Raw genomic sequence first — 24,304 nt, 5'->3', positions numbered from 1 at the left:
ATGACGCTCCATGGATTCCTCCAGGGCAGCGGGCGCTATGGGAACACCCAGGCCCTCGGCGAGGCACTGAAGGTTCTTCAACGTGAAGAACTCGATTGCCTGCCACTGCCGGGCAGCGGCGAAACCCTGGAGCGCTTCAGCCGTTTGGCCCAGGTCGCAGGCCATGACCTGAGCCTGTGCAAGTTGTTTGAGGGGCACACCGACGCCTTGGCGATCATCGCCGAACTGCATGGCCCGCTGCCGCCGTCGGGCAGCACCTGGGGCATGTGGGCCGCCGAGCCGCCGACGGCCAAGGTCCGCGTACGTCGGGACGGCCAGCATTGGGTCGTCGAGGGGCGAAAGGCCTGGTGCTCCGGTGCGGCGGTGGTCAGCCATGGGTTGTTGACCGCCTGGAATGAGGCGGATGAACAGCAGTTGGTCGCCGTATCCATGGACCAACCGGGCGTCACGGTGACGGACACGGGCTGGCACGCCGTGGGCATGGCGGCCACGGGCAGTGTCGAGATTGTGTTCAGTGGCGCTACAGGCATGGCGGTCGGCGGGCCGGGGGATTACCTCGCGCGCCCCGGTTTCTGGCAAGGCGGGATCGGCATTGCCGCCTGCTGGTACGGCGCCGCGCAGCGCCTGGCTGAAACGCTGCGTGCGCACTGCACCCAACGCCCGGAGCCCCATGCCCTCGCCCATCTGGGCGCGGTGGACAGTGCCCTGCACAGTGCGGCCTGCGTGTTGCGCGCATCGGCCCAGCAGGTGGATCAGCAACCGTTGGCCAATGCCCAGCCATGGGCGCAACTGGCCCGCGCGTGTGTCGAGGACGCCGTGGAGCAAGTGATCCGCCACGTCGGTCGCGCCGTCGGCGCGGGCCCGTACTGCAAGGATGCGCACTTTGCGCAGTTGATGGCGGACCTGCCGGTGTATGTCCGTCAGAGTCATGCCGAACGCGACCTGGCTGCGCTGGGTGAAAGCGTGGTCGGTGCACCCACAGGGAGGTGGCAGTTATGAAACCCAATCCGATTGTTGGCCAGGGCACGCCGCTACACCGTTGGCAGGCATCCACGCAATTGGCGCAACTGGCCCACATCAGCGTTGCGCAATTGGTGCCCGAGGGGTGTCGTGCGGTGATTATCGCGCCGCACCCGGATGATGAAGTGCTCGGTTGTGGTGGGCTGTTGCAAGGGTTGGCTGCGCTGGGGCGGCCCCTGCAGTTGATCTCCGTCACCGACGGCAGCGCCAGCCACCCGGGCTCGCGCCGTTGGCCGGTGGAGCGGCTGAATGTGGTGCGCCCGCAAGAGTCGGCCCAGGCCCTGCACCGCCTTGGCCTGCCCCTGCACAGTCTGAAATGGTTGCGCGCAGGGTTTGCCGACAGCCAGGTGGCCGCCCGCGAGGATGAACTCGCGGCGTTTATCCAGCGCCATCTCAAGGCCACGGACGTGGTGTTCGCCACATGGCGTGAGGACGGCCATTGCGACCACGAAGCCGTGGGCCGCGCCAGCGCCGTGGCAGCGCAGGCCGTCGGCGCGCGTTTATATGAGCTGCCGGTGTGGGCCTGGCATTGGGCGTCCCCCGACGGCAGCCAGTTGCCCTGGCACCGCGCGCGCAAAATCCCGCTGACCAGTGCAACCGTGGCGCGCAAACGCCATGCGATCCACGCGTTTGCCAGCCAACTGGAAGGCGACCCGCAGATCGGCTTGCCTGCGGTCTTGCCGCCGTATGTGGTGGAACGTTTGCTGCAACCGTTCGAAGTGGTGTTTGTATGAGCGTGGCCACGCCGTATTTTGACCAGTTGTTTGCCGGTAACGACGACCCTTGGGCCTTTCGCCAACGCTGGTACGAGCGCCGCAAACGCGCACTGACCCTGGCAATACTCACGCGCCCACGCTACGCCTCGGTGTTCGAACCCGGCTGCGCCAATGGCGAGCTGAGCGCCGAGCTGGCGCCACGCTGTGATCGCCTGCTGTGCTGCGACACGGCGGCTGCCGCCGTCGCACTGGCGCGCAACCGCTTGCTCGGATTACCCCAGGCTCGTGTCGAGCAAGCGCGCTTGCCCGAACAATGGCCGAGCGAACGGTTCGACCTGATCGTGTTGAGCGAGTGGTGTTACTACCTCGACGTAGCGGACCTGCACCGGTTAATCGAGCACGCCCTCGGCTCGCTGAGCGACGACGGGCAACTGCTCGCCTGCCACTGGCGCCCGCCCATCGAAGGGTGCCCGCAAACGGCGGACCAGGTGCATGCCGTGCTGGCGCAACGCTTGGGAATGGCGCGGGTGGTGAGCCATCACGAAGCCGATTTCCTGCTCGATCTCTGGAGCCGCGACGGCCGTTCGGTGGCGACACGCGAGGGCCTGCAATGATCGGCGTGCTGATTCCCGTGCATAACGAAGAAGCCTTGCTGGCGGAATGCTTGAAGGCCGCAGTGATCGCCGCCAACCACCCCGGTCTATTGGGCGAACAGGTACAGGTCCTGGTGCTGCTCGACAGTTGCAGTGATAGCAGTGCGCAGATTGCCCAGGCGTACCCGGTGCACAGCCTGTCCGTGCAGGCACGCAATGTGGGGCGGGTTCGCGGTATCGGCGCCCGGCACTTGTTGAACCAAGGCGCGCGGTGGATTGCCTGCACGGATGCCGACAGCCGCGTTGCACCGGACTGGTTGGTGGCGCAATTGGCGCTAGGGGTCGAGGCCGTGTGTGGGACGGTCACCGTAGACGCCTGGAGTGAAGGCTTCGATCCGGCCGCGCAGATCCGCTATCACCAGGCCTATCAAGCCCGCGACGGGCACCGGCACGTGCACGGCGCCAATCTGGGCATGAGTGCAGGGGCTTATGTGCGGGCCGGCGGGTTCGAGCCACTGGCCTGCCATGAAGATGTGCAGTTGGTGCGCAACCTGGAGCGCTGCGGGGCCTCCATTGCCTGGAGCCACTCCCCGCAGGTGATCACCAGTGCCCGCCTCGATTGCCGCGCCGAGGGCGGCTTTGGCGATTACTTGAAGACCCTGATGCACGCCCCGTGAAAAAAACGACATTACAAGATGTAAAAGCGACCAGTCCTTGACTATGCTGAGGACGCCTTGCGGGCAATCCAGGGTTGGAGTGCCGCGCAATCACCACAGCGGAGCCTGTGGTGAATAAAAGAGCGTCGTCCCGTCAACGGGGTACGACCCGCATTCACCGACAAGGACGTGACACCCATGAAGCCTGCCTCCTTAAGCGAAGGCCGCCGTGGCCCGGCGCAAATCTGGAACAGCGCGCCGCAACTGGCGCAAATCCCCGTCATCCATCCGTCCAAGCTGGTACCACCGGGCGCCCGGGTGGTGGTGATTGCCCCGCACCCTGGCGATGAAGTGCTGGCCTGCGGCGGCTTGCTGCAACTGCTCAGCACCCTCGACCACCCGCTGCAATTGATCTCGGTCACCGATGGCAGCGCCAGCCATCCCGGTTCCCATGTGTGGCCGGCGAGCCGCTTGAGTGTGGTGCGCCCCCAGGAAAGCGTCGAGGCCCTGCGCCGCCTGGGCATGCCGCTGCACAGTTTGAAGTGGATTCGCGGCGGCTTTTGCGACAACGCCCTGGCCGCGCGCGAACAACCGCTGAGTCAATTTATCGCGCGCTACCTGCAACCGGGGGATGTGGTGTTCAGCACATGGCGCAACGACGGCAATGACGACCATGACGTGGTCGGCCGCGCCAGCGCCAAAGCCTGCAGCCTGGTGGGCGCCCGCCATTACGAACTGCCGATCTGGGCATGGCACTGGCCGGCGCGGGAAACCTCGATGATTCCCTGGCAACGGGCGCGCAAGGTGCGCCTGGACACCTGGAGCGTGGCGCGCAAGCTGCACGCCACCCATGCCTATGCCAGCCAACTGGCCGGCGACCCCGAGATCGGCCTGGCGCCGATGCTCGCCCAGGTGCTGCTGGAGCGCATGCGCGAGCCCTATGAAATCATTTTTGCCTAGGCCCGCAACTGGTCTACACCTGTTATTTCTGACAGTGGCGGTATGCGCAAGGCATGACTAAAGTGCAAGCGTGCTGCACAGGTTGAGATGCAGTCGAGAAACCCATGCCAACCCCTTGCATTGGCCGGTGTTTTTGATCAGGTAACCCCCGATCCGTATCGTGCATAACGTTGTCATGGTCTGGACCGAACCGGAAAACACCGGTGACGGAACAACACCCCTCTACGCGAGGACAGATCATGCGCGGACAGATCCCCCCCACGCTGTACCTGAGCTTGGCCACCTCGGTGGTCCTGGCCGCATGGCCCCTTGTCGCGCCAGCGGCCTGTGTCGTCACCCCTGCTCCCACGGGCCAGGTCTTCACCTGCACCAGCGGCACCGACCCCGGTATTACGGCGCTGACCGGCGACAACGAAGTGTTGTTTCCCAGCGGCGACAGCGTGATCAACGGAAATGTGGCGTTAGGCCCGGGCAACGACCTGGTGCAGTTGGACGCGCCGGACACGCGGATCAACGGGTCGGTGAATATGGGCGATGGCGTGAATATTTTCCGGCTGAACAAAGGCACGATCACCGGGGCGGTCAACCAGGGTTCCGGCACCGATATCGCGCAGATCAGCGGCGGGCAGGCCGGTGCCATCAGCCAGGGGGCAGGCGTCGATCGCTTCGCCATGAGTGGCGGCACGATTGCATCCCTGGCCCAGGGCGACGGGCATGACACCTTCAACATGAGCGGCGGCACCATCACAGACGCGTTCGAGGACGGCGACGATGCGACGATGACCGGCGGCAGCATTGGCCGGGTGGACATGAAGCTGGACAACAACCTCTTCGACATGCGTGGCGGCACCATCATCCGCAACCTGGTAACGGGGTTTGGCAATGACACTATCCGGGTCTCGGGCACCAGTGTGATCGGTGGCAACATCAGCACCAGCGGCGGGACCGACAGCATTACTGTCACCGGTGGAACCATTGGCGGGCAAATCCTCGCCAGCGCGGGCGAGGACCATTTCAGCTGGATCGGCGGCGGGCAAATCCGTGGGTTTGTGCTGATGGGCAACGACAACGACACGGCGCTGATCCAGAACCTCACCGAAGCCAGCCTGGCGACCACGCCGTTGATTGACGGCGGCACGGGCACCGACACGCTGACGTTCGACAACACCCAGGCCGCAACGCCGGGACGCTATACCAACTGGGAGCAGGTGACGCTGGACAATAACGCCACGTTCACACTCGGCGGCACCTTTGTACTCGGAGACACCGTCACCCAGACCGGCACAATGACCCTCAACGGCAGCAGTTCGCTGCTGGTCGACACCGGCATCATCAGCCCATTCACCGCCGGCCAACAGGTGACACTGAACAACGCCGGCAGCATCGATATGACCACCGGCAGTTCCACCGCCACCGACTCACTGACGGTCAATGGCAACTACAGCGGCAACAACGGCAAACTCCTGCTGCAAAGTGTCTTGGGGGCCGATGGTTCGCCCAGCGACAAATTGGTGGTGAGCCAAGGCACCCTCCAAGGCAGCACCGCCATCAGCGTCAGCAACCTCGGCGGCGCAGGTGCGGCGACCTTGCAGGATGGGATACAAGTGGTGCAGGCCACCAACGGCGCCAGCGGCAGCGCGGGGGCGTTTACCCTGGCCGGTCCGGTGTCTGCCGGGGCGTTTGACTATCGCTTGTTCAAGGGTGGGGTCACTGCAGGCACGGCCGAGAACTACTACCTGCGCTCCACCGTGCCGGTCACCCCACCGGACCCGGTGATTATCGTCCCGCTCCCGAGCCCCAGCCCTGACGAACCGCCGCTGCCGCCCAATCCAGGGATCACGCCGATTCCCATCTACCGTCCCGAAGTACCGATCTACGCCGCGCTGCTTCCAGCCGCCCAGCAAATCGTCCAGGGCATGCTGGGCACTTATCACGAGCGCATGGGCGACCAGGGCCAGCAACAGGGCGATCCCCTTCGCGCTGGTTGGGGCCGGGTCTACGGCAGCAGCAGCCGGCAAAGCTTTGCAGGCACGGTCAACCCCACGCTCAACAGCTCGATCACCGGGTTTCAAGTGGGCAGTGACCTCTATACCCACCGCACGGAAGGCGGCACGGATGTGCACACGGGGTTCTTCGTCGGCCATAGCCGCTTGAGGGGGGATATCAAAGGCTTCAATGGCGGCTGGCAAGACAACAACGCCGGCAACACCACCCTGCGCGGCGACAGCCTGGGCGCTTACCTGACGCTGATTGCCGCCAACCAGGCTTATCTGGATGTGGTGTTGATGGGCACGCGCCTCGACGGCCATAACGAGTCGGACCGTGGTGTGAAGATGGATACCCGTGGACATAACGTGGCTGCATCGGCGGAAGTGGGCCGGCCATTCCAGGCCACGCCCCAATGGGTCGTAGAACCCCAGGCCCAGTTGATCGTTGGCAAGACCAAACTGGACCGCCAGAACGATGGTGTCTCAGACGTTGCGTATAAAGCCGACACCACCGTCACCAGCCGCCTGGGCATCCGCCTGCGCGGTGATTACCAGGTCAGCGGCATGCCGTTGCAACCCTATGCCCGCGCCAATATCTGGCACACCCGGGGCGGCCAGAACACGGTGACCTTTGCCGACGTCACCGACATCGATACCGAGCAGAAATCCACCACCCTGGGCGTCAGCCTCGGCGCCAACCTGACCGTGGCGCCGGGCGTCAGCCTTTACAGCGAAGTGGGCTTCAACCGCAACCTGGACAGCAATGCCTTGAATGGCCGACAAGGCACGTTGGGGTTGCGCATGGCGTTCTGAGGTGCAGCATCAGAAATCCACCGTCGCCGACAACTCGAACGTGCGCGGCGCGCCCAGGCCCAGGCTGGCCGTCAGCGGCATGCCCCAGTACGCCTTGTCGGTGACGTTGGTCACCGTGCCACGCAGGGTCACCGGCCGCCCGGCGACCTGCATTGCATACCGCGAGCCCAGGTCGAAAATCGTATAGCCGGGAATCGACTGCGCGTTGTCATCACTGATGTATTGCTGGGACACCGCCGTCGCGTTGGCCGTCAGCGTCAGGCCGGAGACCAACGGCGTGTCCCACTCCACACCGAGCTTGCCTTGCAGCTTGGGCAACCCGGTGGCCGTCTTGCCTTCATCATCGCCCCCCGGCGACTTGGTGATTTTCGGATCAACATGGGCCACGCCGCCCATCAAGCGCACGTCGTCGATGGGCGAGCCGAAGAAGCCCCACTCGATGCCACGGTTGCGCTGCTCGCCGCCAAAGGAAAACACATTGGTCACCGGATCGGTGGAGCTGCCCGGGCGCTCGATCTGATACAGGCTGAGGGTGTGGGTGAACGTGCCCAGGTCGAGCTTGAGGCCGATCTCCTTCTGCTTGGATTTATACGGGGCGAACACATCGCCGTAGTTGGCCGCCGTCATCGGTGCCATCGCGCCTTTGCTCAGGCCCTCGATGTAGTTGGCATACACCGAAACCTGCTCCGTGAGCTTGACCACCACGGCTGCGGCGGGTGTGGTCGCGCTTTCGTCATAGCCGGGCTTGTTACGGGCGCCGGTGGTGGTATTGAAGGTGTCCGTGACCACGTTCTGGCGGCGCACGCCAAGGGTCAGTTGCACCTTGTCGTCCAGGATCGACAAGGTGTCCGCCACGCCGTAGCTGGTCAGGGTGGATTCGGTGTGTGCCACCGGCGCAAAGCTGCGCGGCGCCTCTGGCCCCCAGGTCGGGTGATAGATATTGGTCAGCCAATCCGCCCCGGGCACCCAACGCCGGCCGTAGTCCTTTTGCTTGTCGGCATACCGCGTGGCGTTCACCACCCACTGGTGCCCGACCGGCCCGGTCTGCCATTGGCCCTTGAGCCCCGCCTCGCCCGAGGTTTTCTCGATGTCCATCTTCAGCTGGCCCATGCTGGTCTTCAAATCCCCGGCGTTGTTGATCACCTGGGCCGACATCGCGCCGCTGTAGCGGTAGTGGGTCTCGCTGGCGCCGAACGCCGCGTAGGCCAGCAGGTGCTCCGTCAGGTCAAATTCGCCGCGCACGATCGCGCCCTGGTCCTTGGTATCGACAAACGCCCAGTCCGGGTTGAGCAAGGTGTCCGACTTCGGCGGCTTGGGCACGGCCACATTCGCCGCCAGGCTGATCCCACGGTTCTGCCCGCGCACCCGATCTTCGCTGTTGTAGAGGTCGGCCGACAGCCGCGCGCGCTCGCCGCGCCAATCCAGGCCCAACGAATTCAACTGGGCTTTCTGCTGTTGATGCTCGGTCGCGGTGTCGCCATCGCGGTACATGCCGTTGAAGCGCACGCCAAACTGTTGCTCATCGCCAAAGCGGCGGCCCACATCGAGGTGGCCGCCGAACTGCGCATCGGACATGTAGGTGGTAGTAAAGCGAGTCAACGGCTCAGCACCGGCACGTTTCGGCACCAGATTGACCATGCCGCCCACCGAACCGCCTGGCGGCATGCCGTTGAGCAATGCCGACGGGCCTTTCAACACTTCAATGCGCTCGTACATTTCCGGCGAGATGCGGTAGTACGGCGCCACGCCAAACAGCCCGTCGATGGTCACGTCGCTGATGCTGGTGGCGAAACCACGGATCGAATAGTTCTCGCTGTAGGTGCCCTTCAGGCCGTTGCTGAACACCGCAGGGTCGGTTGCAGCGATCACATCGGTGACGGTCTGGGCCTGGCGATCGGCAATGAACTTTTCCGTGTAGCTGATGGTGCTGAACGGCGTTTCCATAAAGTCCTTGTTGCCCAGCAGGCCGAGCCGGCTGCCGTACGCCACCTGGTCACCGGCGTAGGTCAGCGGCAGGTCGGCGGCCGGCGCTTCACCCTCGACGCGAATGGCGGGCAAGGTGGACACGCGGTTTTCTTCGGCTTGCGCCAGTTCTTCGGCGAATGCGGGGGCGCTGCTGATCGCCAGCCCGAGCAAGGCCATGGAGGCAAAACCCGGACGAGCGGGCACAGGGGTACGTGTACGGTGAGTCATGGAAGGCTCCGTAAGGTGGGATGTTTTTTTAGTGTTGGCAGTGTGAAGCGGGGTTAACGCCTGGAGTCAGGGTTGGTAGCCCTGGAGCACATCGGCGATCACTTGCTTGATCGAGCTCGGGCTGGCCGCCATGACGTACCAGGCGTCGGCATCGACAAACACCACGCGCCCGGTTTTCCAGGCATTGGTCTGGCGCAATAACGGGTTGCCCAGGGTTTGCGCGTTGAGCAACGGGCGATGCTCCATCACCGCCGTGCGGTCGACCACGTAGAGAATGTCCGGGTTGGCCTGCTGGATGAATTCACTGGAAATCGGCTGGCCATGCAAGCCGGCCTCGGCGGTCGGGCTCGCCGGTTTCACCCCCAGTTCGGTGAACACAAAACCGTAGCGCGACTGCACGCCAAACGAGCTGAACGCGCCGTTGTTATGCAGCACCACCAAGGCGCGCTCGGGGCGGTCGGCGGTGACGCGCTGTGCTTCGGCGACCTTGGCGTCGAGGGCGGCGGCCTGTTGTTGCGCCAGGGCCGGCTTGTCGAAGATCTGCCCAAGGGTCAGCAAGTGCTGCTTGATCACCTCGATATGGCGCTTCTGGCTGTCGCGGTAATCCACGTCGAAATGCACCGTGGGCGCGATCTCGCTGAGTTCGCCGTAGTGTGGGGCCTGCAACGAGGTGATCAGGATCAGGTCCGGCTTGGCCCCGTGCACCCGCTCCAGGTTCGGCTGGACGATGGCGCCGGTGTCCACCACCGCCGCGTCATCCTTGTAGCGTTGCAGGAACGGCGGCACGAAGTCCTTGGGCATGCCGGCCACCGGCACGCCGAGTTGGTCGAGGAAGTCCACTTCGTTCATGTCCAGGGCCACCACCCGTTGTACGGGCGGCTGAACCAGTGTGGTGCCCAACGCGTGCGTCACGCTGATGGGGCCGGCGGCCGAAGCCGGCCCTGCGCCAAGCGCGGCCAGTAACAGGGCGCAGGCCCAGGCGGAATGTTTGCGGTTCATGGGCGTTCTCATGCGGGGTTGAAGTAGTTGCACAGGCGGCCACGGGCGCCGTGGGTGATCTCGAAGTCGAGGTCGTACAGTTCGCCCAGGCGGGTTTCGTTGACCACCTCGGCCACGCTGCCGGCGCAATGCACGGCGCCGGCTTTCATGGCGAGGATGTGGTCGGAGTAATGGGCGGCGAAGTTGATGTCGTGCACCACCAGGATCACCGTGCGGCCCTGCTCGTCACACAGGCGGCGCAGCGCGCGCATGATGTGCACGGCGTGCTTGATATCGAGGTTGTTCAACGGCTCGTCGAGCAGCAGGCAGTCGGTCTGCTGGGCGATGGTCATGGCCAGGAATGCCATTTGCCGCTGGCCGCCGCTGAGCTCGTCGAGGTAGGCGCGGCGCAGGGCTTGCAACGCGAGGAAGCTCAGCGCGTCATCGATCACGCGGTGATCTTCGCCGGTCAGCGCGCCACGGCTGTAAGGGAAGCGCCCGAAGGCCACCAGTTCCTCGACGGTCAGGCGCAGGTTGAAATCCGGGGCCTGGCGCAAGGTGGCCACGCGCTTGGCGTAGTCACGCAGGGGGATGTCGCCGACTTCGCGACCCTCCAGGCAAATGTCGCCGCCGCTCGGTGCCATCAGGCGCGCGATCATCATCAACAGCGTGGTCTTGCCGGCGCCATTGGGGCCGATCAGCGAGGTCAGGCGCCCAGCGGCAAAGCGCGCGTTGACGCCAGCCAGCACGGTCTTGGTGCCGTAGGTTTTGTGGAGGTTGTGCACAGTGATCATCGGGTGCCTCGGGTGCGCAGCATCAGCGCCAGGAAGTACGTGCCGCACAGCAGGTTTACAAGAATGCTGACGGTGGTCTTGTAGTTGAAGACGTGCTCGACCAGCAGTTGCGCTGCGATAAACATCGCGATGGCAATCGCACTGCCCATGGGCAAGGTCACGCGGTGACGGAACGTACGCGCCAACGCATAGGTGGTGTTGGCCACAAACACACCCATGAACGCCGTGGGCCCCAGCAGCCCGGTGGAAATCGCCACCAACGCCGCGACCAATGCCAGTTGCAGGCGCACCACGCGCGGGTAATCCACCCCCAGCGACACGGCTTGGTCACGGCCGAGGGCGAGCACGTCGAGGGTCGGCAAGGTGCGGGCAAAGCCCAGGCACAGCGCCGCCACCAGCAGCCCCGAGAGCAGCAATTGCTGCGGCTGCACACGGTTGAACGATGCCTGGCTGAAGCCTTGCAGGATCGAGAACTCGCCGGGGCTGATCTTCAACTGCACGAACTGCGTGACCGTGCCGATCACCAGGCTCAACACCAGGCCCAGCAGCAACAGGAAGTACACGTTGCTGTGGCCCTCGCGCAGCAACCAGCGTTGCAGCGCCCAGGAATAGCCGAGCATCAGCAGCACCGACAGCACAAAGTTGCCCTGGCTGCCCAGCACCACCAGGCTGGCGGTGCCCAATACCAGCACCAACACCGCCTGGAACAACAGGTACACCGCTTCATAGCCCATGATCGCCGGCGTGAGGATGCGGTTGCCGGTGAGGGTCTGGAAGATGATCGACGACCACGCCACGCACACGCCGCCAATGCATATCGCCGCCAGCCGCGCGAGGCGCTTGGGGATCACGTAGTCGAAATCCAGCCCCGAACGGAACAGCACAAAGCCCAACGCAAGGACGAGCACCAAGACCCACAGCCGCTTCATCGCTGCCTCCAGACGATCAACGCCAGGAACAACCCACCGCCGACGATGCCCGCCGTCAGGCCAATCGGCACTTCGAACGGGAAGATCAGCAGGCGCCCGAGAATGTCGCAGGCCAGCAACAACGCAGCACCGCCGAGGGCTACGATGGGCAGCGTGCGGCTGAGGTTTTCGCCGTAGTACAAGGCCACAAGATTGGGAATCACCAGCCCGACAAAGGGGATCGAACCGATGGCGATCACCGTCGCCGCCACGGTCACGGCCACCAGCAGCAGGCCCAGCGCCGCCGTGGCCGCGTAGTTCAGGCCCAGGCTGCTGGCCATGCCCTCGCCCATGCCCATCACGGTGAAACGCTGCGCATACAGGTAAGCCAGCGCGACGATGGGCAGGATCAGATAAATGATCTCGTAGTTGCCCTGCACCACCTTGGAAAAATCCCCCAGCAACCAGCCCTGCATGCTTTGCAGGATGTTGTGGCGGTACGCATAAAACTCGGCGATGGCGCTGAGCACGCCGCCGTACATAAGGCCAATTACCGGCACCAGCAAGGTGTGGTGAAAACGCAGGCGCCGGATGATCGCCAGGAACACCAGGCTCGCCGCGAAGCAACACAGCAGCGCAAACAGCATACGCATGCTGGCGCTGGCGGCCGGCGCCACGCCCAGCGAGACAAGGATGCCGAGCTTGGCCGCGTCCAGGCCGCCGGTGGTGCCCGGCTCCACGAACTTGTTGCGCAGGATGTGCTGCAAGATCACCCCGCACACCGCCAAGCCCACGCCGGTCAACACTAGCGCTGCCAAGCGCGGCAAGCGGCTCGCTGTCAGCGTCAGCCATGCATCGCCGTCAGATGCAAACAGGTCGATCTCGCGGGCACCGACCAGCAGCGACACGCCACACAGCACCAGCAACACGCCACAGCCCACAAGACGCATCATGCAATCCGCCAACCACGGGCCGCCCGGCGCTGGGCAAGGAAATGCGCGTACCGCCCACCGCTGGCCGCCAAGACCTTAGGCGCGCCCTGCTCGACGATCTCGCCGTCATCCAGCACCAGAATCTGATCGGCCATGGCCACCGTCGACAGCTGATGGGCGATCACAATCAAGGTGCAGCGCCCGCGCAACCTGGCCAGCGCCTCGGCGATGGCGGCCTGGTTGTAGGTATCGAGGGCGGCGGTGGCTTCGTCCACCAGCAGGATCGGCGCGTCCTTGAGCAACGCGCGGGCAATGGCGATGCGTTGGCGCTCGCCCCCCGACAACCGCGCCCCGCCCTCGCCCACCGGCGTGTGCAGGCCCAGGGGCAGCCGCGCAACGATCTCGGCCACGCCGGCTTGCTGCGCCACCGCCGCAATCTCGGCCAGGCTGGCGTCCGGTTTACCGAGGCGGATGTTGTCGGCAATGCTGCCCTGGAACAGGTAGGTGTCCTGGAAAATCTGGCTGATCTGCGCGGCCAGCGCTGCTTCGGACATCTCGCGCACATCCACGCCACCAATCAACACCTGGCCCCGGCTCGCGTCGAAGAAACGCGCCAGCAGCCGCACCAGCGTGGTCTTGCCCGAGCCCGACGCACCGATCAGTGCGGTCATGCTGCCCGGCTCGATGCGCAGGCTCACCCCGCGCAGCACCCGGGGTTCGCCAGGGGCATAACGAAAACTGACGCTGCGCAATTCCACCGAACTGTCCATTGGCGTTTTCGGCTGCGCGGCGACCGGTAACGGCTGCTCGGCCAGAATGCTGTGCACCGCATCGAGCTGGGCGTTGGCGCTGCGCAGGATCTCGCCGTAACTGGCGACTTCCAGCAGCGGTTCGATATAACGACACACCAACACCAAGGCCACGCAGGCGGCGATGGCTTCGTGGGCATCCAGCACGTCGCACCACAGCGCGACGGCCACCAGCAACGCGCAGAAGATTCCTTGTACCGCCCAGGCATTGAGCACCGCCGACAATGACGAGCGATAAATCAAACGCTGGCCGGACTGGCGTTGCTGGTCGATGGCCTGGTCCAGCAAACGCGTGGCGCCGCCGCTGCCATTAAACGCGCGCAATACCGACTGGGCCTGGGCGAACTCGACCATGCGCTGGCTGGTCTGGGCGAAGTGCTGCTGATAAGTGCTGTCGGCACTGTGGCCGAGGCGCGCGGTGAGCAGCATCACGCCCACCAACACCGGCAGCGCCAGCAACGCCAACACACCCAGGGGCCAGTGCAACACCATCAGCGCGGCAACCAGCACCAACGGCGTCACCGCGCCACTGATCACCGGAGTGAACACATGCGCCGGCAACTGCGCCACCGCCATCATGCCCTGGGTGATGAGATGGCCGAGCCGCGCACTGTTTTGCGCATTGAACCAGCCCACCGGCAGGCGCGCCACGTGATCGCCGAGGCGTTGCCGCGCGCCTTGCAGCACCGCCACGCCGACGGCCACACCGGCCTTGTCGAGTGCACGGCGCCACAACGCGCAGGCCATCACGCCGACCAGCAGCGCGACCAACCAACGCCCAGCCTCCACTGCATCCCCGGTCAACAAGTGGCTGAGCACCGGCACCAACGTGAGCAAGGTCAACCCGCTGAGCAAGCCGTAGAACACCGCCATCACGGCATAACGGCGCAGCGTGGGCGCGTCTTCACCGAGCAGGCGCACAAAAGTCTTCAGCATGGTTGCACCGCCTGTGATTCGCTGCGGGCGTAATCGCCCAGTTGCCATAACCGCGCGTAGAGCCCGCCGTGGGCCAGCAGGTCGGCGTGGCGGCCCTGCTCGTGCAGGGTGCCGTCGTGGATAACGAGGATCTGGTCGGCATGCATCACCGTGTCGAGCCGATGAGCAATGACCAGCAGCGTGCGGCCCTGGGCGAAGCGCGACAGGGCTTGCTGGATTGCCACTTCGTTGTCGGCATCGGCGGCGGCGGTGGCCTCGTCGAGCACCAGCACCGGCGGGTCCAGTAGCACGGCGCGGGCGATGCTGAGGCGCTGTTGTTCGCCGCCGGAGAGCTGGGCGTCTTCGCCGATTACCGAGTCATAGCCACGTGGCAGCAGCAGAATGCGGTCGTGGATATTCGCAGTGCGCGCGGCGTGTTCAATGTCCAGTTGAGTCGCGGACGGTCGGCCGAGGGCGATGTTGTCGCGCACGCTGGCGTTGATCAGGCGCACCTCTTGCAGCACAAACCCGATGCGCTGGTACAACAGCGGCGTGTCGAGGTGGCGCAGGTCGGCGCCGCCGAGGGTGATGCGCCCACTGCTGGAGTCGAAAAACCGCAGCAGCAGGCGCGCCAGCGTTGACTTGCCGGCACCGGACAGGCCGACGATGGCCGTAGTCGTGCCCGGTTGCAGGGTAAAGCTGATATCGCTGAGCACCGCGTGGTCGGGCTCGTAGGCATACCCGACCTGCTCAAAGCAGATCGTGTTGCCCCTGGGCAACTGCACGGCCGCTTGCGCCAGCGTCGGTGTGTCCAGCAAGCCCTGCACGCGCTGCGCGGCGCCGGTGGCATTGTTCAAATCGTGGGTGATGTAGTGCAACAGCAGCAACGGCGCGCTCAGACCCGGCGCCACCAATACGAAGGGCAGCACGTCCACGGGCGCGATCCAGCCCAGGCCAACAAACAGCGTACCGGCTGCCAGCACCACACCGAGCACGGTGACCGGCGCGATCATCGCATTGGCATTTGCCATCGACGCCACCAGCGGGCGGGTGAAGTCGATAAAGGTCGTGGCGAACGTGTCGATAGCGCTGCGATAAGCCCCGTGCGCCTTGCCGCTGGCGCCAAAAGCCTTGACCACCGGGATGCCATTGACGAACTCCACCACCGCGTTGTCGATGCGCGCCATCGCGCTGATAAATTCCTGCATACTCGCGCCGCTGGCGCGCATGGCCCGCGAGAAAAACAGGAAATACCCGGCAAACGGCAGCAGCGCCACCAGCGCCAGGCGCCAGTCCATGACGAACAGGTAGATCGCCGACACCAGCACCGCCCCGCCCGCGCGGCCAGCGGTGGTGTAGAAATGCGCGGTGAGGCTATGCAGCGTATTGATGTCGTCCTGCATCGCCCGTTTCACTTCGCCCGATGCCCGGCTGCTGAACCAACCCAGCGGCACACGGCTCAAGCGCTGGGTGATCGCGCGGCGCAAATGATGGGTCAGGCGATTGTCGGCCAGGTGGGCGAGCAGCTCAGCGGTAAAAATCAACGCCATCCCCGCGAAAAGGCTGACAGCGCTAAGGCCAACAACCCACCACACTTCGCTCGACAGCTGACCACCAGCGCCGAGTACACGTGCGGCGATATGGGCGATGGCCGCCAGCGGCACCAGCGTCAGCATCGCGCCGACAGCGGCAAGCCCTGCGGCTATGCAAAGACGCCCACGGATAGGCGTCAGCATCCGGCCAAGCGTGCCTGCGACTTGAGGGGTGGCCGAAGCCGCTTCAGGAGAGTCCATTGACAGAAAAAGTCCGTTTGAGAATCAGAATCATATTTAGTTGCATGACTATAAACTAATTTGCGCAAAGCCGACAAGACAGCTACAACCTTGTGTTCAGCAATTAAGGAATACCCATGGAACCCGCAAAAAAAACCGCCACCCGCGGCCGCCCGCCGAGCATCACCCGCGAACGCATCGTCGACGCCGGCATCGAGATGGGCCTGCCCAACATCACCTTCGTCGGCCTCGCGGCGGCGTTGGGCGTCAGCCATATGGCGCTGTACAAACACGTGGCCAACCTCGAAGCGCTCAAGGCCATGGTCGCCGAAGAAATCTTCACCCGCTGGCAGATCCCCCAGGACTGCGGCGATGCCGATGGCGGGTTGAAGGACTACCTGATCGTGTTTGCCACCTCGGTCCGCGAATTCGTCAAAACCCACCCGGGGTTGACCCCGTACGTGATCCGCCGCGCAGCCGCGACCGCGCCGATGCTGGCGAAGATTGATGGGCACCAGGCGTTGATTGCGCAGGGGTTTGGGGTGAGTAAAGAGCAGGCACGGTGGTTGCTGGCGACGGTGGCGTTTCACTGCATGGCGGTGGCGGATACGGTGTATACAGTGACGCAGCGGGAGCCGGTGGTGGAGACCTCTCGTGCCGCTGAAGAGGCGGAGATGGAGGTGGAGTTGGCGCGGGGGATGGAGGCGTTGGTGGTGGGGGCGTTGGTGATGGTGGAAGGGGTTGCCTGAGCGTTGGCATGGCCTGCCTCGGGCAGGCCGATCGCAGATACCCAAGTGCGAACTGCGCTGCACAGCTACCAAGCGCAGAGCGAGGTTGGCTTCTTCGCGGTGCTGCATTCCGCCGTGAACTGCTCCTCACTCGCCCAACTAATCGACAGTGTCGCCAGCAACTCTCATGCATTTAGACAACTTGGCCAGGATCTCAACAGCGCCGGCAGCCCTCTAAAAAACGCCCGCCACCAATTTCGAAGAACTGTTCTATACAACGCATAGATCACGCCTCGGCGTCATATCACGGAGCACCTACAATTAGATTCGTCGGCACACCTGCTGCCGATCACAATCGGACGCCCGGCCAAACGTCATATTCGGAAAACTTGGCGCAGGGACAGCATCCTGTTTCAAGCATAAAAACAGAACCCCACCAGCAAACTTAATTATTTCTCAACAGCATCAGCTATTGCAGAGGATTTATAAATTTTAGATTTCAATTTTCTATAATTACTTATAAATGTTTTATTTGCCGGATCTGCTTTAAGTGCCTTCTGGTACACCTCTCTTGCCGCACCGCAATCTTTTCTATGATTCTCTAGCAGCTCTGCGTAGCTCGTAACGATCCATTCACTTGTAGGTGACATCTCGAAAGCCCTTTCATATAACGACTCCGCCAAAACATAGTTTTCTCTAACTTTTTCCAAAAAAGCCGCATACACACCTATAACCCAAACACTCCTCTCGCTTAATCCAATAGCTGACTTATAATAAATTTCTGCCAAATCAAAGTCTTCTTTGGCATACGCTAAAAACTCTGCATAACTAGCGGCAATCCATCCGCTTTTAGGTTCAAGATTAAGCGCTTTTTTGAATAGCAATTCAGCAGACTCATAATTCTGGAGATGCGTCTGCAAAAATTTTGCATAGGTACAAATATTCCAAGCATCACTTGGATTTAGGTCTATTGACTTCCTAAACAACGAGTCTGTCACGTCAGGCTCATTTCTATTTTCCGCAAGAAAATTCGCATACCCCCCTGTAACATCCGCACTACTTGGATCAAGATCCAAAGATTTTTTGTACATTTTTTCTGCAGAATCAAGATCCTCCAACGTCACTTCTAAAAATCTGGCATAGCTCCCTACAATGGCTGCATTGCGAGGATCGACTTCAAGAGATTTTCGGTAAACCTCTGCACCTGCCTTTAGATCCTCACGTTCTTCAGCCAAGAAAACCGCGTAGGCTTCAATACACTCTTCATTGCCCGGATCCAACCCTAAAGCCTTGTTATAAACCTCCTCCGCAGAATCTAAGTCCCTGCGGGCATTTACTAGAAAACGTGCATAGCCGACTAGCGTGGTGACATCTTGCGAATCTAATTCAAGAGCTTTTTTAAACATCTGATGCGCTGCGTCGTGATCGCCAAGTTCGTTCGCCAAAAACAGCGCATAGCTTCTAGCTAACTCAACAACGCGAGGAAAAACCTCAATTCCCTCTAAATAAATCTTGTTGCGTTTATCTGGATCTAATTCTTCTCTGGCTTGAATCTCCCAAGACCACCAGCTACGTCCTTGGCGCACCGATTGCGTTAGTATCGCCCCTGACCTCTGCTCTTCGGGTGTTCCGTGCGCAAAAGATTCGCTCAGCTTACTAGCCTGCTCGCGGTATCTTACTGCTCTTTCCTGACCAAGCTGGGCAGTGCGCTCAGCAATTGCAGCAACATCAAAGTCTGATACTAATTTGGCAGCAAGCTGAAGCATAAACTGGTCGAACCCAGGTATTTTCACTATAACGCCGCGATGCTTTTCCAAAACATTTAATGCCTTCTCTGGCGGAGGCGAACCATCGCGATAACACCAAATCATGCGACCAGCGATATCCCCTAGCTCCAGCCCCATAAGCATATTCATTAAACTCCCATCATTACCACCGTACCCTACCACCACAGGTGTAAAATATTGGAATAGCTTCTTTAAAGCAATTTTCCATCCTTGCTCCATCGTTGATACGCCTACCGCATCATTGATAGGGTGCAGATACAAATCACGATGTATCTTTGCGACTAATGGCCGACGTAACTGCGGCCTTACAAAACCAGCTAGCGATTCATGAGCAACTACTAAGGGAGATTGGTGCGCATGCATTGCTAGCGCATCAGCTACCAGATTATCGAAATTCGTGGTGACTACCACCTTATGCCTCGTGTGCTGAATTATTTCCGCCAACAATGAATAACCCAAACTTGGCGATTTCCCTTCCATGGCGGCTTCTAACTCAGCGTACCCCGCCTCCCTATCGCCATCAAACCTTCTTTCAAATATCTTCGGATAATTCTCAGCAGCGGTTTCCCAAGTTAAATCATCTACACCGCAGGAAGTGATCCACTCGTTGAGAGAACGATTGTCTCCACACTCGCGTAAATGTAAGTCTTTGAGCCACCTTTGAGCCAGATGCTGACCTGTTGGGATGCCTGAAGTGAAGGATGCTCCTGCTCCGAGAATGAACGCAAATTGTCGGTCTTTCATCGAACTGTGAATCCGTGACATCTCATCTAGGACACCATCCAGCGTCCACTCAGTAACATTCGAATCTGCCATGTCACTCAATCCTTTTGATCAAACATCGGGCAGCTAACAACCTCGACGTTCTACGAACGAAAAATTTGGTTCCAATGCTAGCAGTTTTATTCGACACAAACGCAGCACTTGATTTTATTGAACCACTTCTTGCTTTTTTGGAGGCTACTTGAATAGCACCGGATTCAGTGACAGTCGAGGCTTGACCGTCGCTATCCGGCGGTGAGCAATCACTCAGAACCTACAATCACAGCCTGATAGCCAACAAAATCAACCACTCCCTTAAGGCCTCCATTGTTGCCTGCCGGCCCCAATCCCCCTTATAGTCCGCGCCATCGCCCACATGGCGATCAGGTTTGGCGACCTGACTATCGGATGCAAAAGCACTGCGCTTTTTTGCAGATGCTGCTGCACCTACGCAAAGCTGCCGTTTATGGCCGCTGTGCGCGGGAGACCTTCGGGTCTGCCGGGTCTCCGATACCGGTTCGCCAACCTGCGTACAGCTGCCACCCTCTCGTTTGGCGACGTTTGAGTGGCGGTCAACCTGCATTTATCGGAGTTTCAACGATGGAAAGATATATCCCGCTGACCGGTATCGATCTGGTTCCCGCATCCCTGCTGATTGATTCCGAAGCGCCGCTTGATGTGCTGCAAGCGATGGCGGATTTTCGCATTCGTACTGTGACGCAAGTCCTGGAAAACATCGCGTTTCGTAGCGAGTTGGAAACAGATGCCGTGGTGCTTTCGGACTTCGCACAATTGCTGGCCATTCCGCTACGCGATGGTTGTGATCTGCTGGATGTCATCGGTCAACGCTTGCGTGCGGAGGCTGCAGATGCGGAGGCAGCACCTGTACCCACTGCGATCTAGCCTTTAGCCAGTCAACGCGCGTTCGGGTCGCTGCACTTGCAACGCGCGTCTTGATATATGTGTTGCTGATCCACCGCCATCGCGGGCAAGCCCGCTCCCACATTTGGATCGTGGTGTATCAGTTACTCAAGAAAACGCAGCCTCTATAAATGCCTCCAGCGCTTTGTCTTCCAGGACTTCGATAGAGAAGTGCCCAAACCGCTTAGGCAACCAAATAATCTGTGCCCCCGACGGGGATTGCAGGTTCGCGCGGGCCAACGGTTTTCCATTTTCGTTCTCTGGCTGAACACCGACGGCCATCAGTTCGTCATACGCCCTCTCGATATCCGGCGTCGAATAGCCGTGGCGATAAATCATCCCTTCTCCTGCGGAGTCCAACAGCCCCTTCAGGTTCCCCGCCAATGGCTGGACCAACATGAAACGCTCTTGACCGGTCAGCGCAATCGCTTAGCGTACGTGCAGGCACCTCTTTCCCAGGCGAGGGTTTTGGAGATCCTGGCATTCAGGATCTGTGCGTAGTAGGCGCAGGCCTCTTCGAGGGGGCAAAAAGGGGAAAGATTTATTTTTTCAGAAATAAATCTGTCCATTTCCACTTTTTCTATGGGACCAGCGCCGATAAAGATTGGCTGGTCCCGCGTGATTCGGAGATCAACGCTTTAGGGCTTCACATTCGTTACGCAAGTTGCTGTCTTGAATGTTGCCGCAGCTTTGTCCGTTGATTTTGGCATTGCAATAAGCGCGTTGATCGCTGTCACTGATGTTGCTACAGCTTTGACCGTTCATTTCTGCCAAGCAACTGGCCCGAAGGTCGCTGTTCTGGATATTGCCGCAGCTTTGACCATTAGTTTTGGCGTTGCAATAAGCGCGTTGATCACTGTCACTGATGTTGCCGCACCTTTGACCATTGGTTTTGGCTTCGCAATAAGCGCGCTGATCGCTGTCACTGATGTTGCCGCAACCAGCATGGGCGTAGGTACTCAACATCAATAACATCGCAATGATGGCTCTCATCACTCTCTCCCTAGGGTGTCAGGAAATAGCCTGACGCTGACTGATCCAAGATGATCTTGCTGCTGCAATGAGCCATCAAATTGGCATCATTTTTTGGGAAAGTTCCATGGGGGGGGGAGTGTAAAAACGTACATCGAGATGCATCACATCCAGCTAGCAATCTGGGCCAACCGCCGGAACGCTCTGACGAACATAATAATTGTCGAACTCGCTGCTTTCGACCAACTGGAAGCCATGGCGGATATAAAAGCGATTCGAAGCGCTTTCTTTGAGAGCACCCACTTTAATAGAGAGCGCAGCTGCATCCGCCATTTTGAAAATCTGAGTGAGAACAGCAGACCCTACACCTGATCCTTGCGCGTTCGGTCTCACATACAAGTGGTCGAGCAAGAGTTCATTGGGGTGATGCTTGACCACTACAAAACCAACCCTCTCTCCAGATACCTCGATGTAGTGTGTGTTGCGGGCTTCAAAACCGCTAAGAAACCGCTCGCGTGCACGCACCGGATCAAATCGCCCAACACGCTCCAGACTTTCGCGCATGGCTTCAATTCGAATGGCTACAAGATTGTCCAGGTCGCTTTGTTGAGCCAGGACCAAAATGACTGGGGAATTTTGATTGGGTGCGACGGGCATATTTTGTGCTCTATTTACCATCCCGGAAGGCCAGTATAGAGGGCCTGATAGGTTCAAGGCAGTCAACAACCGCGACCGCAATTTCACCAGCCCAAAGCTGAAGCGGCGGATGGGGGAGATTGAATCAAAAAAAGGACAGATTCATTTCTGAAAAATAAATCTGTCCCTCATAAACGCAAAAACGCATAAACGATGCTCGAGCCTGTGTCACCCCTTGGTCAGATCAACCAACGGCGTCTGCCGCACCTCAGTCTCTCGCCCATCCTGAATCTCGCTAACCTGCTTCAACGCTCTATCCACCGCCGCCTTATCCGCCAACAAGCTATAGCTGATGCGGAACTGCTTGTGCTCCTTGGGCCCAATTGTCGGTACTAGATTCAGTGGCCGCTGATAACGGCGGTTGTAGGAAAAACTTGTCCCAGGCTCCAGCCCTGTGACATAGCCCTGGCCTTCGGTGTCGGTGTTTTTCCACAGGGAAAACACGGGCAGTGTCTGGGTATTGAAGCCGACCGCAACGCCCAGGCTGCCGGCCTTGTTATGCAACACGGTCAACGTATCGCCTTTGGCATCGGCATACGGCACCACGTTGTACACCGTTTCGTCGTAGTCCCTGGTCGGTGCGCGGTAGGTTTGCCAGTCGGGCAGATCGTCCTTGGCCTTGTCGTTGAACGGCGACACCTGTTTCACCGGCGCGGCGAAACGAGCGCCCTGCTCCAGGAACGGGGTGCTGAAGTTGCTGTGATACAGCGCCTGGTATTCCTTCGGATAGTCGCCGTTGTTGGTCAGCGTGTCGTTGAGGGCGAACACGACACTGCCGGGTTCGGTCACCAGTTCGGTCGCGACCGAGAAGTCGACCTTCTTGAACGCCTGCTCTTTCAGCTCGCCGCGCAGGGTAATGGCGTACGGTGGTTTTTCATCGATATGCAGCGTGACTTTATTCGCAGGAATGTTGGCAGCACGACCGTGCAGGGTCAGCAGTTCGCCGTTGTCGACGCCGGGGTGGCCGACCCATTCGTATCCGCAGCGAGTGACCAGCTCATTGAAACCTTCCAACCAGCCCAGACCACCGCGGCCATTGAGTTCGATAAAAGACGGATTGACCACTTCCTTGACCGGCGAATCCCAGCCCATGCGTACATTGCCAACCGAGGCCTGCAAGACGTTCATTCCGCGAGTCGGCACTACCGAGAGTTTCATCGTGCCGTTATCGATGTCGACGATACTGACGCCCTCCTGCCGACCGCCGTGCAAGGTGCGCAAGGTAACGCTGAAGGGTTTGTCGGTTTTTATTCCGAGTTGTTGACTGGTGATCTGCCAGCTCTGGGCGGCTTTGTCAGTGTCGAGCAGAACGTAATCCCAGGCCATGGCGTGGGACGCCGCGGACAGTGCGCTGATGGCAACAAAAAGTTTGAGCGGGGTCATGGCGGCAGCCTTTCTTGGAGTTGTGCCATTTTTATAAACGCGATGAAACGTTTCAGCAAGCTAAAAGATCGACACGGTGATGTCGCTGATAGCCCATTTCTGCATGCTGTGACCGGCTAAAATCGACCCTAGGATGCTCTTCGCGAAAGGCGGCAATCGGCCAAAAGCTGCCGCTACCTGGGATAAACCTCAAGCGTTCCAACGCCCGAAATGAGCCCCCCCGTAACCGCAAAACAAAGCCTGTCAACATGCCTCTCAACGCGTCGCACATTGACCTATCCGAAGAAAATCTTTAAGCGCCGCCTGATAAAGCGTCAATGGCTGATTGTCCGCATTGAATAGTGCAAACGGAATCATCGTAAGATGTGAAAACGACGTGGAGTTTATCGAGTAGGTTTTCTGCCTGCAAAAGCGCTGATCCTTATTCAATATAAAATCGAACTTGAAAAGGTTTGTCCGCGTACACCAACTGGGGATCAAACCCAGACTCAGGCCCGTCAAGTAATCTTGTCCGCAAGCGCCGCCAGATGAGAACTCCGAGATCTTTATTTCTAATGCCGGCAGGGTCGGAGCGGCGAGGCTGGAGCCCGTATCCTGTGCATCGGAAATGACTTTGAGTGTCGCTGCGTATGCGTCCTTGCCGAAGCGACTGTCTTTCCATGGGGAGTTTATTGCGTAACTGAAGCTGGAGATGATTTCTTGTGTTTCGGGTTCAGCGGGTTCGCTGATTGTCGGCTGGGACGAATAAGATGTGCAGCCGGAACAGAGTATCGCAATGCTGACAAACACAAATCCGTTGGCTATTAAGCGACGCATACTCAATTTTCCCTAACTATCAATTAGCCGACATTCCTGTCACTTAATGCCGTATAGCATCTTATCTACACGCCGGATTGCTGAATCAGCATAACAGGGCAGACTGTATGCGCGACACATCGGGAGAGAGAAAAGGCCACCGCCATGCGTTCTTTGCCCCAATCCGATGCGAACGATTGGGCAAGTGCAATG

The 24,304-nt window shown here is 60.3% G+C and carries 20 protein-coding genes and 2 pseudogenes; 9 read left to right on the top strand and 13 right to left on the bottom strand.

The genetic code is table 11. The features are described 5' to 3' along the window. The 6 genes from J1G37_RS15025 to J1G37_RS15000 all read left to right on the top strand — a co-directional run bounded on the left by J1G37_RS15025 (position 1) and on the right by J1G37_RS15000 (position 6,746). On the top strand, positions 1-999 hold the full coding sequence (locus J1G37_RS15025) for an acyl-CoA dehydrogenase family protein (protein WP_207042910.1): 999 nt from the start codon (positions 1-3) through the stop codon (positions 997-999). Continuing rightward, a complete protein-coding gene (locus tag J1G37_RS15020) occupies positions 996-1,754 on the top strand; it encodes a PIG-L family deacetylase (protein WP_207042903.1) in 759 nt (252 codons plus the stop codon). Before J1G37_RS15025 ends, J1G37_RS15020 begins: the two co-directional genes overlap by 4 nt. Further along, complete coding sequence (locus tag J1G37_RS15015; RefSeq protein ID WP_207042895.1) at positions 1,751-2,350, top strand: SAM-dependent methyltransferase; 600 nt, start codon at positions 1,751-1,753, stop codon at positions 2,348-2,350. Before J1G37_RS15020 ends, J1G37_RS15015 begins: the two co-directional genes overlap by 4 nt. Next, a complete protein-coding gene (locus J1G37_RS15010) occupies positions 2,347-3,006 on the top strand; it encodes a glycosyltransferase (protein ID WP_207042893.1) in 660 nt (219 codons plus the stop codon). Before J1G37_RS15015 ends, J1G37_RS15010 begins: the two co-directional genes overlap by 4 nt. A 177-nt stretch (positions 3,007-3,183) precedes the next feature. After that, positions 3,184-3,945, top strand: coding sequence for a PIG-L family deacetylase (locus J1G37_RS15005; protein ID WP_207042891.1), 762 nt, complete (start codon positions 3,184-3,186; stop codon positions 3,943-3,945). Positions 3,946-4,184: 239 nt separating this feature from the next. Further along, positions 4,185-6,746 carry an autotransporter outer membrane beta-barrel domain-containing protein gene (locus tag J1G37_RS15000; RefSeq protein ID WP_207042882.1) on the top strand — a complete coding sequence of 854 codons (2,562 nt, stop codon included), beginning with the start codon at positions 4,185-4,187 and terminating at the stop codon, positions 6,744-6,746. A gap of 9 nt (positions 6,747-6,755) precedes the next feature. Here the strand turns inward: J1G37_RS15000 and J1G37_RS14995 are convergent, their stop codons facing one another. The 7 genes from J1G37_RS14995 to J1G37_RS14965 all read right to left on the bottom strand — a co-directional run bounded on the left by J1G37_RS14995 (position 6,756) and on the right by J1G37_RS14965 (position 16,068). Continuing rightward, positions 6,756-8,939, bottom strand: coding sequence for a TonB-dependent siderophore receptor (locus J1G37_RS14995; protein WP_242551596.1), 2,184 nt, complete (start codon positions 8,937-8,939; stop codon positions 6,756-6,758). Positions 8,940-9,005: 66 nt separating this feature from the next. Then, the gene (locus tag J1G37_RS14990) at positions 9,006-9,938 is read right to left on the bottom strand and encodes a siderophore ABC transporter substrate-binding protein (protein WP_207042880.1); all 933 of its coding nucleotides are present in this window, start codon (positions 9,936-9,938) and stop codon (positions 9,006-9,008) included. An 8-nt stretch (positions 9,939-9,946) separates the two neighbouring features. Next, complete coding sequence (locus J1G37_RS14985; protein ID WP_207042878.1) at positions 9,947-10,711, bottom strand: ATP-binding cassette domain-containing protein; 765 nt, start codon at positions 10,709-10,711, stop codon at positions 9,947-9,949. Continuing rightward, positions 10,708-11,640: an iron chelate uptake ABC transporter family permease subunit gene (locus J1G37_RS14980; protein WP_207042870.1), complete on the bottom strand. Its 933-nt coding sequence runs from the start codon at positions 11,638-11,640 to the stop codon at positions 10,708-10,710. Before J1G37_RS14980 ends, J1G37_RS14985 begins: the two co-directional genes overlap by 4 nt. Continuing rightward, the gene (locus tag J1G37_RS14975; protein WP_207043073.1) at positions 11,637-12,569 is read right to left on the bottom strand and encodes an iron chelate uptake ABC transporter family permease subunit; all 933 of its coding nucleotides are present in this window, start codon (positions 12,567-12,569) and stop codon (positions 11,637-11,639) included. The genes J1G37_RS14980 and J1G37_RS14975 overlap by 4 nt, the downstream gene beginning before the upstream one ends. Beyond that, a complete protein-coding gene (locus J1G37_RS14970; RefSeq protein ID WP_207042868.1) occupies positions 12,569-14,296 on the bottom strand; it encodes an ABC transporter ATP-binding protein in 1,728 nt (575 codons plus the stop codon). The genes J1G37_RS14975 and J1G37_RS14970 overlap by 1 nt, the downstream gene beginning before the upstream one ends. Beyond that, on the bottom strand, positions 14,290-16,068 hold the full coding sequence (locus J1G37_RS14965) for an ABC transporter ATP-binding protein (protein ID WP_207042866.1): 1,779 nt from the start codon (positions 16,066-16,068) through the stop codon (positions 14,290-14,292). Before J1G37_RS14965 ends, J1G37_RS14970 begins: the two co-directional genes overlap by 7 nt. Before the next feature lie 116 nt (positions 16,069-16,184). On the opposite strand from J1G37_RS14965, the gene J1G37_RS14960 reads away from it, so the two are divergent. Next, positions 16,185-16,796, top strand: coding sequence for a TetR/AcrR family transcriptional regulator (locus J1G37_RS14960; RefSeq protein ID WP_207042865.1), 612 nt, complete (start codon positions 16,185-16,187; stop codon positions 16,794-16,796). A 428-nt stretch (positions 16,797-17,224) separates the two neighbouring features. Here J1G37_RS14960 and J1G37_RS14955 read toward each other — a convergent pair whose 3' ends face one another. Further along, the gene (locus J1G37_RS14955; protein ID WP_207042864.1) at positions 17,225-19,378 is read right to left on the bottom strand and encodes a tetratricopeptide repeat protein; all 2,154 of its coding nucleotides are present in this window, start codon (positions 19,376-19,378) and stop codon (positions 17,225-17,227) included. Positions 19,379-19,924: 546 nt separating this feature from the next. On the opposite strand from J1G37_RS14955, the gene J1G37_RS14950 reads away from it, so the two are divergent. Further along, positions 19,925-20,227: a hypothetical protein gene (locus J1G37_RS14950; RefSeq protein ID WP_207042860.1), complete on the top strand. Its 303-nt coding sequence runs from the start codon at positions 19,925-19,927 to the stop codon at positions 20,225-20,227. A gap of 126 nt (positions 20,228-20,353) precedes the next feature. Here the strand turns inward: J1G37_RS14950 and J1G37_RS14945 are convergent. From J1G37_RS14945 to J1G37_RS14935, 3 genes and pseudogenes are all read right to left on the bottom strand, one after another. Then, positions 20,354-20,814, bottom strand: a pseudogene (locus J1G37_RS14945) (methylmalonyl-CoA epimerase). A gap of 61 nt (positions 20,815-20,875) precedes the next feature. Further along, positions 20,876-21,238, bottom strand: a complete 363-nt coding sequence (locus J1G37_RS29015; RefSeq protein ID WP_242551595.1) for a hypothetical protein — start codon at positions 21,236-21,238, stop codon at positions 20,876-20,878. 153 nt (positions 21,239-21,391) lie between these two features. Beyond that, a complete protein-coding gene (locus J1G37_RS14935) occupies positions 21,392-21,874 on the bottom strand; it encodes a GNAT family N-acetyltransferase (protein ID WP_207042856.1) in 483 nt (160 codons plus the stop codon). A gap of 49 nt (positions 21,875-21,923) precedes the next feature. On the opposite strand from J1G37_RS14935, the pseudogene J1G37_RS29010 reads away from it, so the two are divergent. Beyond that, positions 21,924-22,001 (top strand): annotated as a pseudogene (locus tag J1G37_RS29010) (hypothetical protein); the annotation flags it as partial. Positions 22,002-22,081: 80 nt separating this feature from the next. Here the strand turns inward: J1G37_RS29010 and J1G37_RS14930 are convergent. Together J1G37_RS14930 and J1G37_RS14925 are read right to left on the bottom strand one after the other, a co-directional pair. Next, positions 22,082-23,296: an aldose 1-epimerase family protein gene (locus J1G37_RS14930; RefSeq protein WP_207042854.1), complete on the bottom strand. Its 1,215-nt coding sequence runs from the start codon at positions 23,294-23,296 to the stop codon at positions 22,082-22,084. Positions 23,297-23,551: 255 nt separating this feature from the next. Continuing rightward, complete coding sequence (locus J1G37_RS14925; protein ID WP_207042853.1) at positions 23,552-24,112, bottom strand: hypothetical protein; 561 nt, start codon at positions 24,110-24,112, stop codon at positions 23,552-23,554. Positions 24,113-24,304 lie beyond the last annotated feature (192 nt).

The organism is Pseudomonas sp. Marseille-Q1929 (assembly GCF_017316265.1).
Lineage (GTDB): Bacteria > Pseudomonadota > Gammaproteobacteria > Pseudomonadales > Pseudomonadaceae > Aquipseudomonas.
Note: the sequence above shows the minus strand (reverse complement) of the source record. Positions and strands in the feature narration are given on the sequence as shown.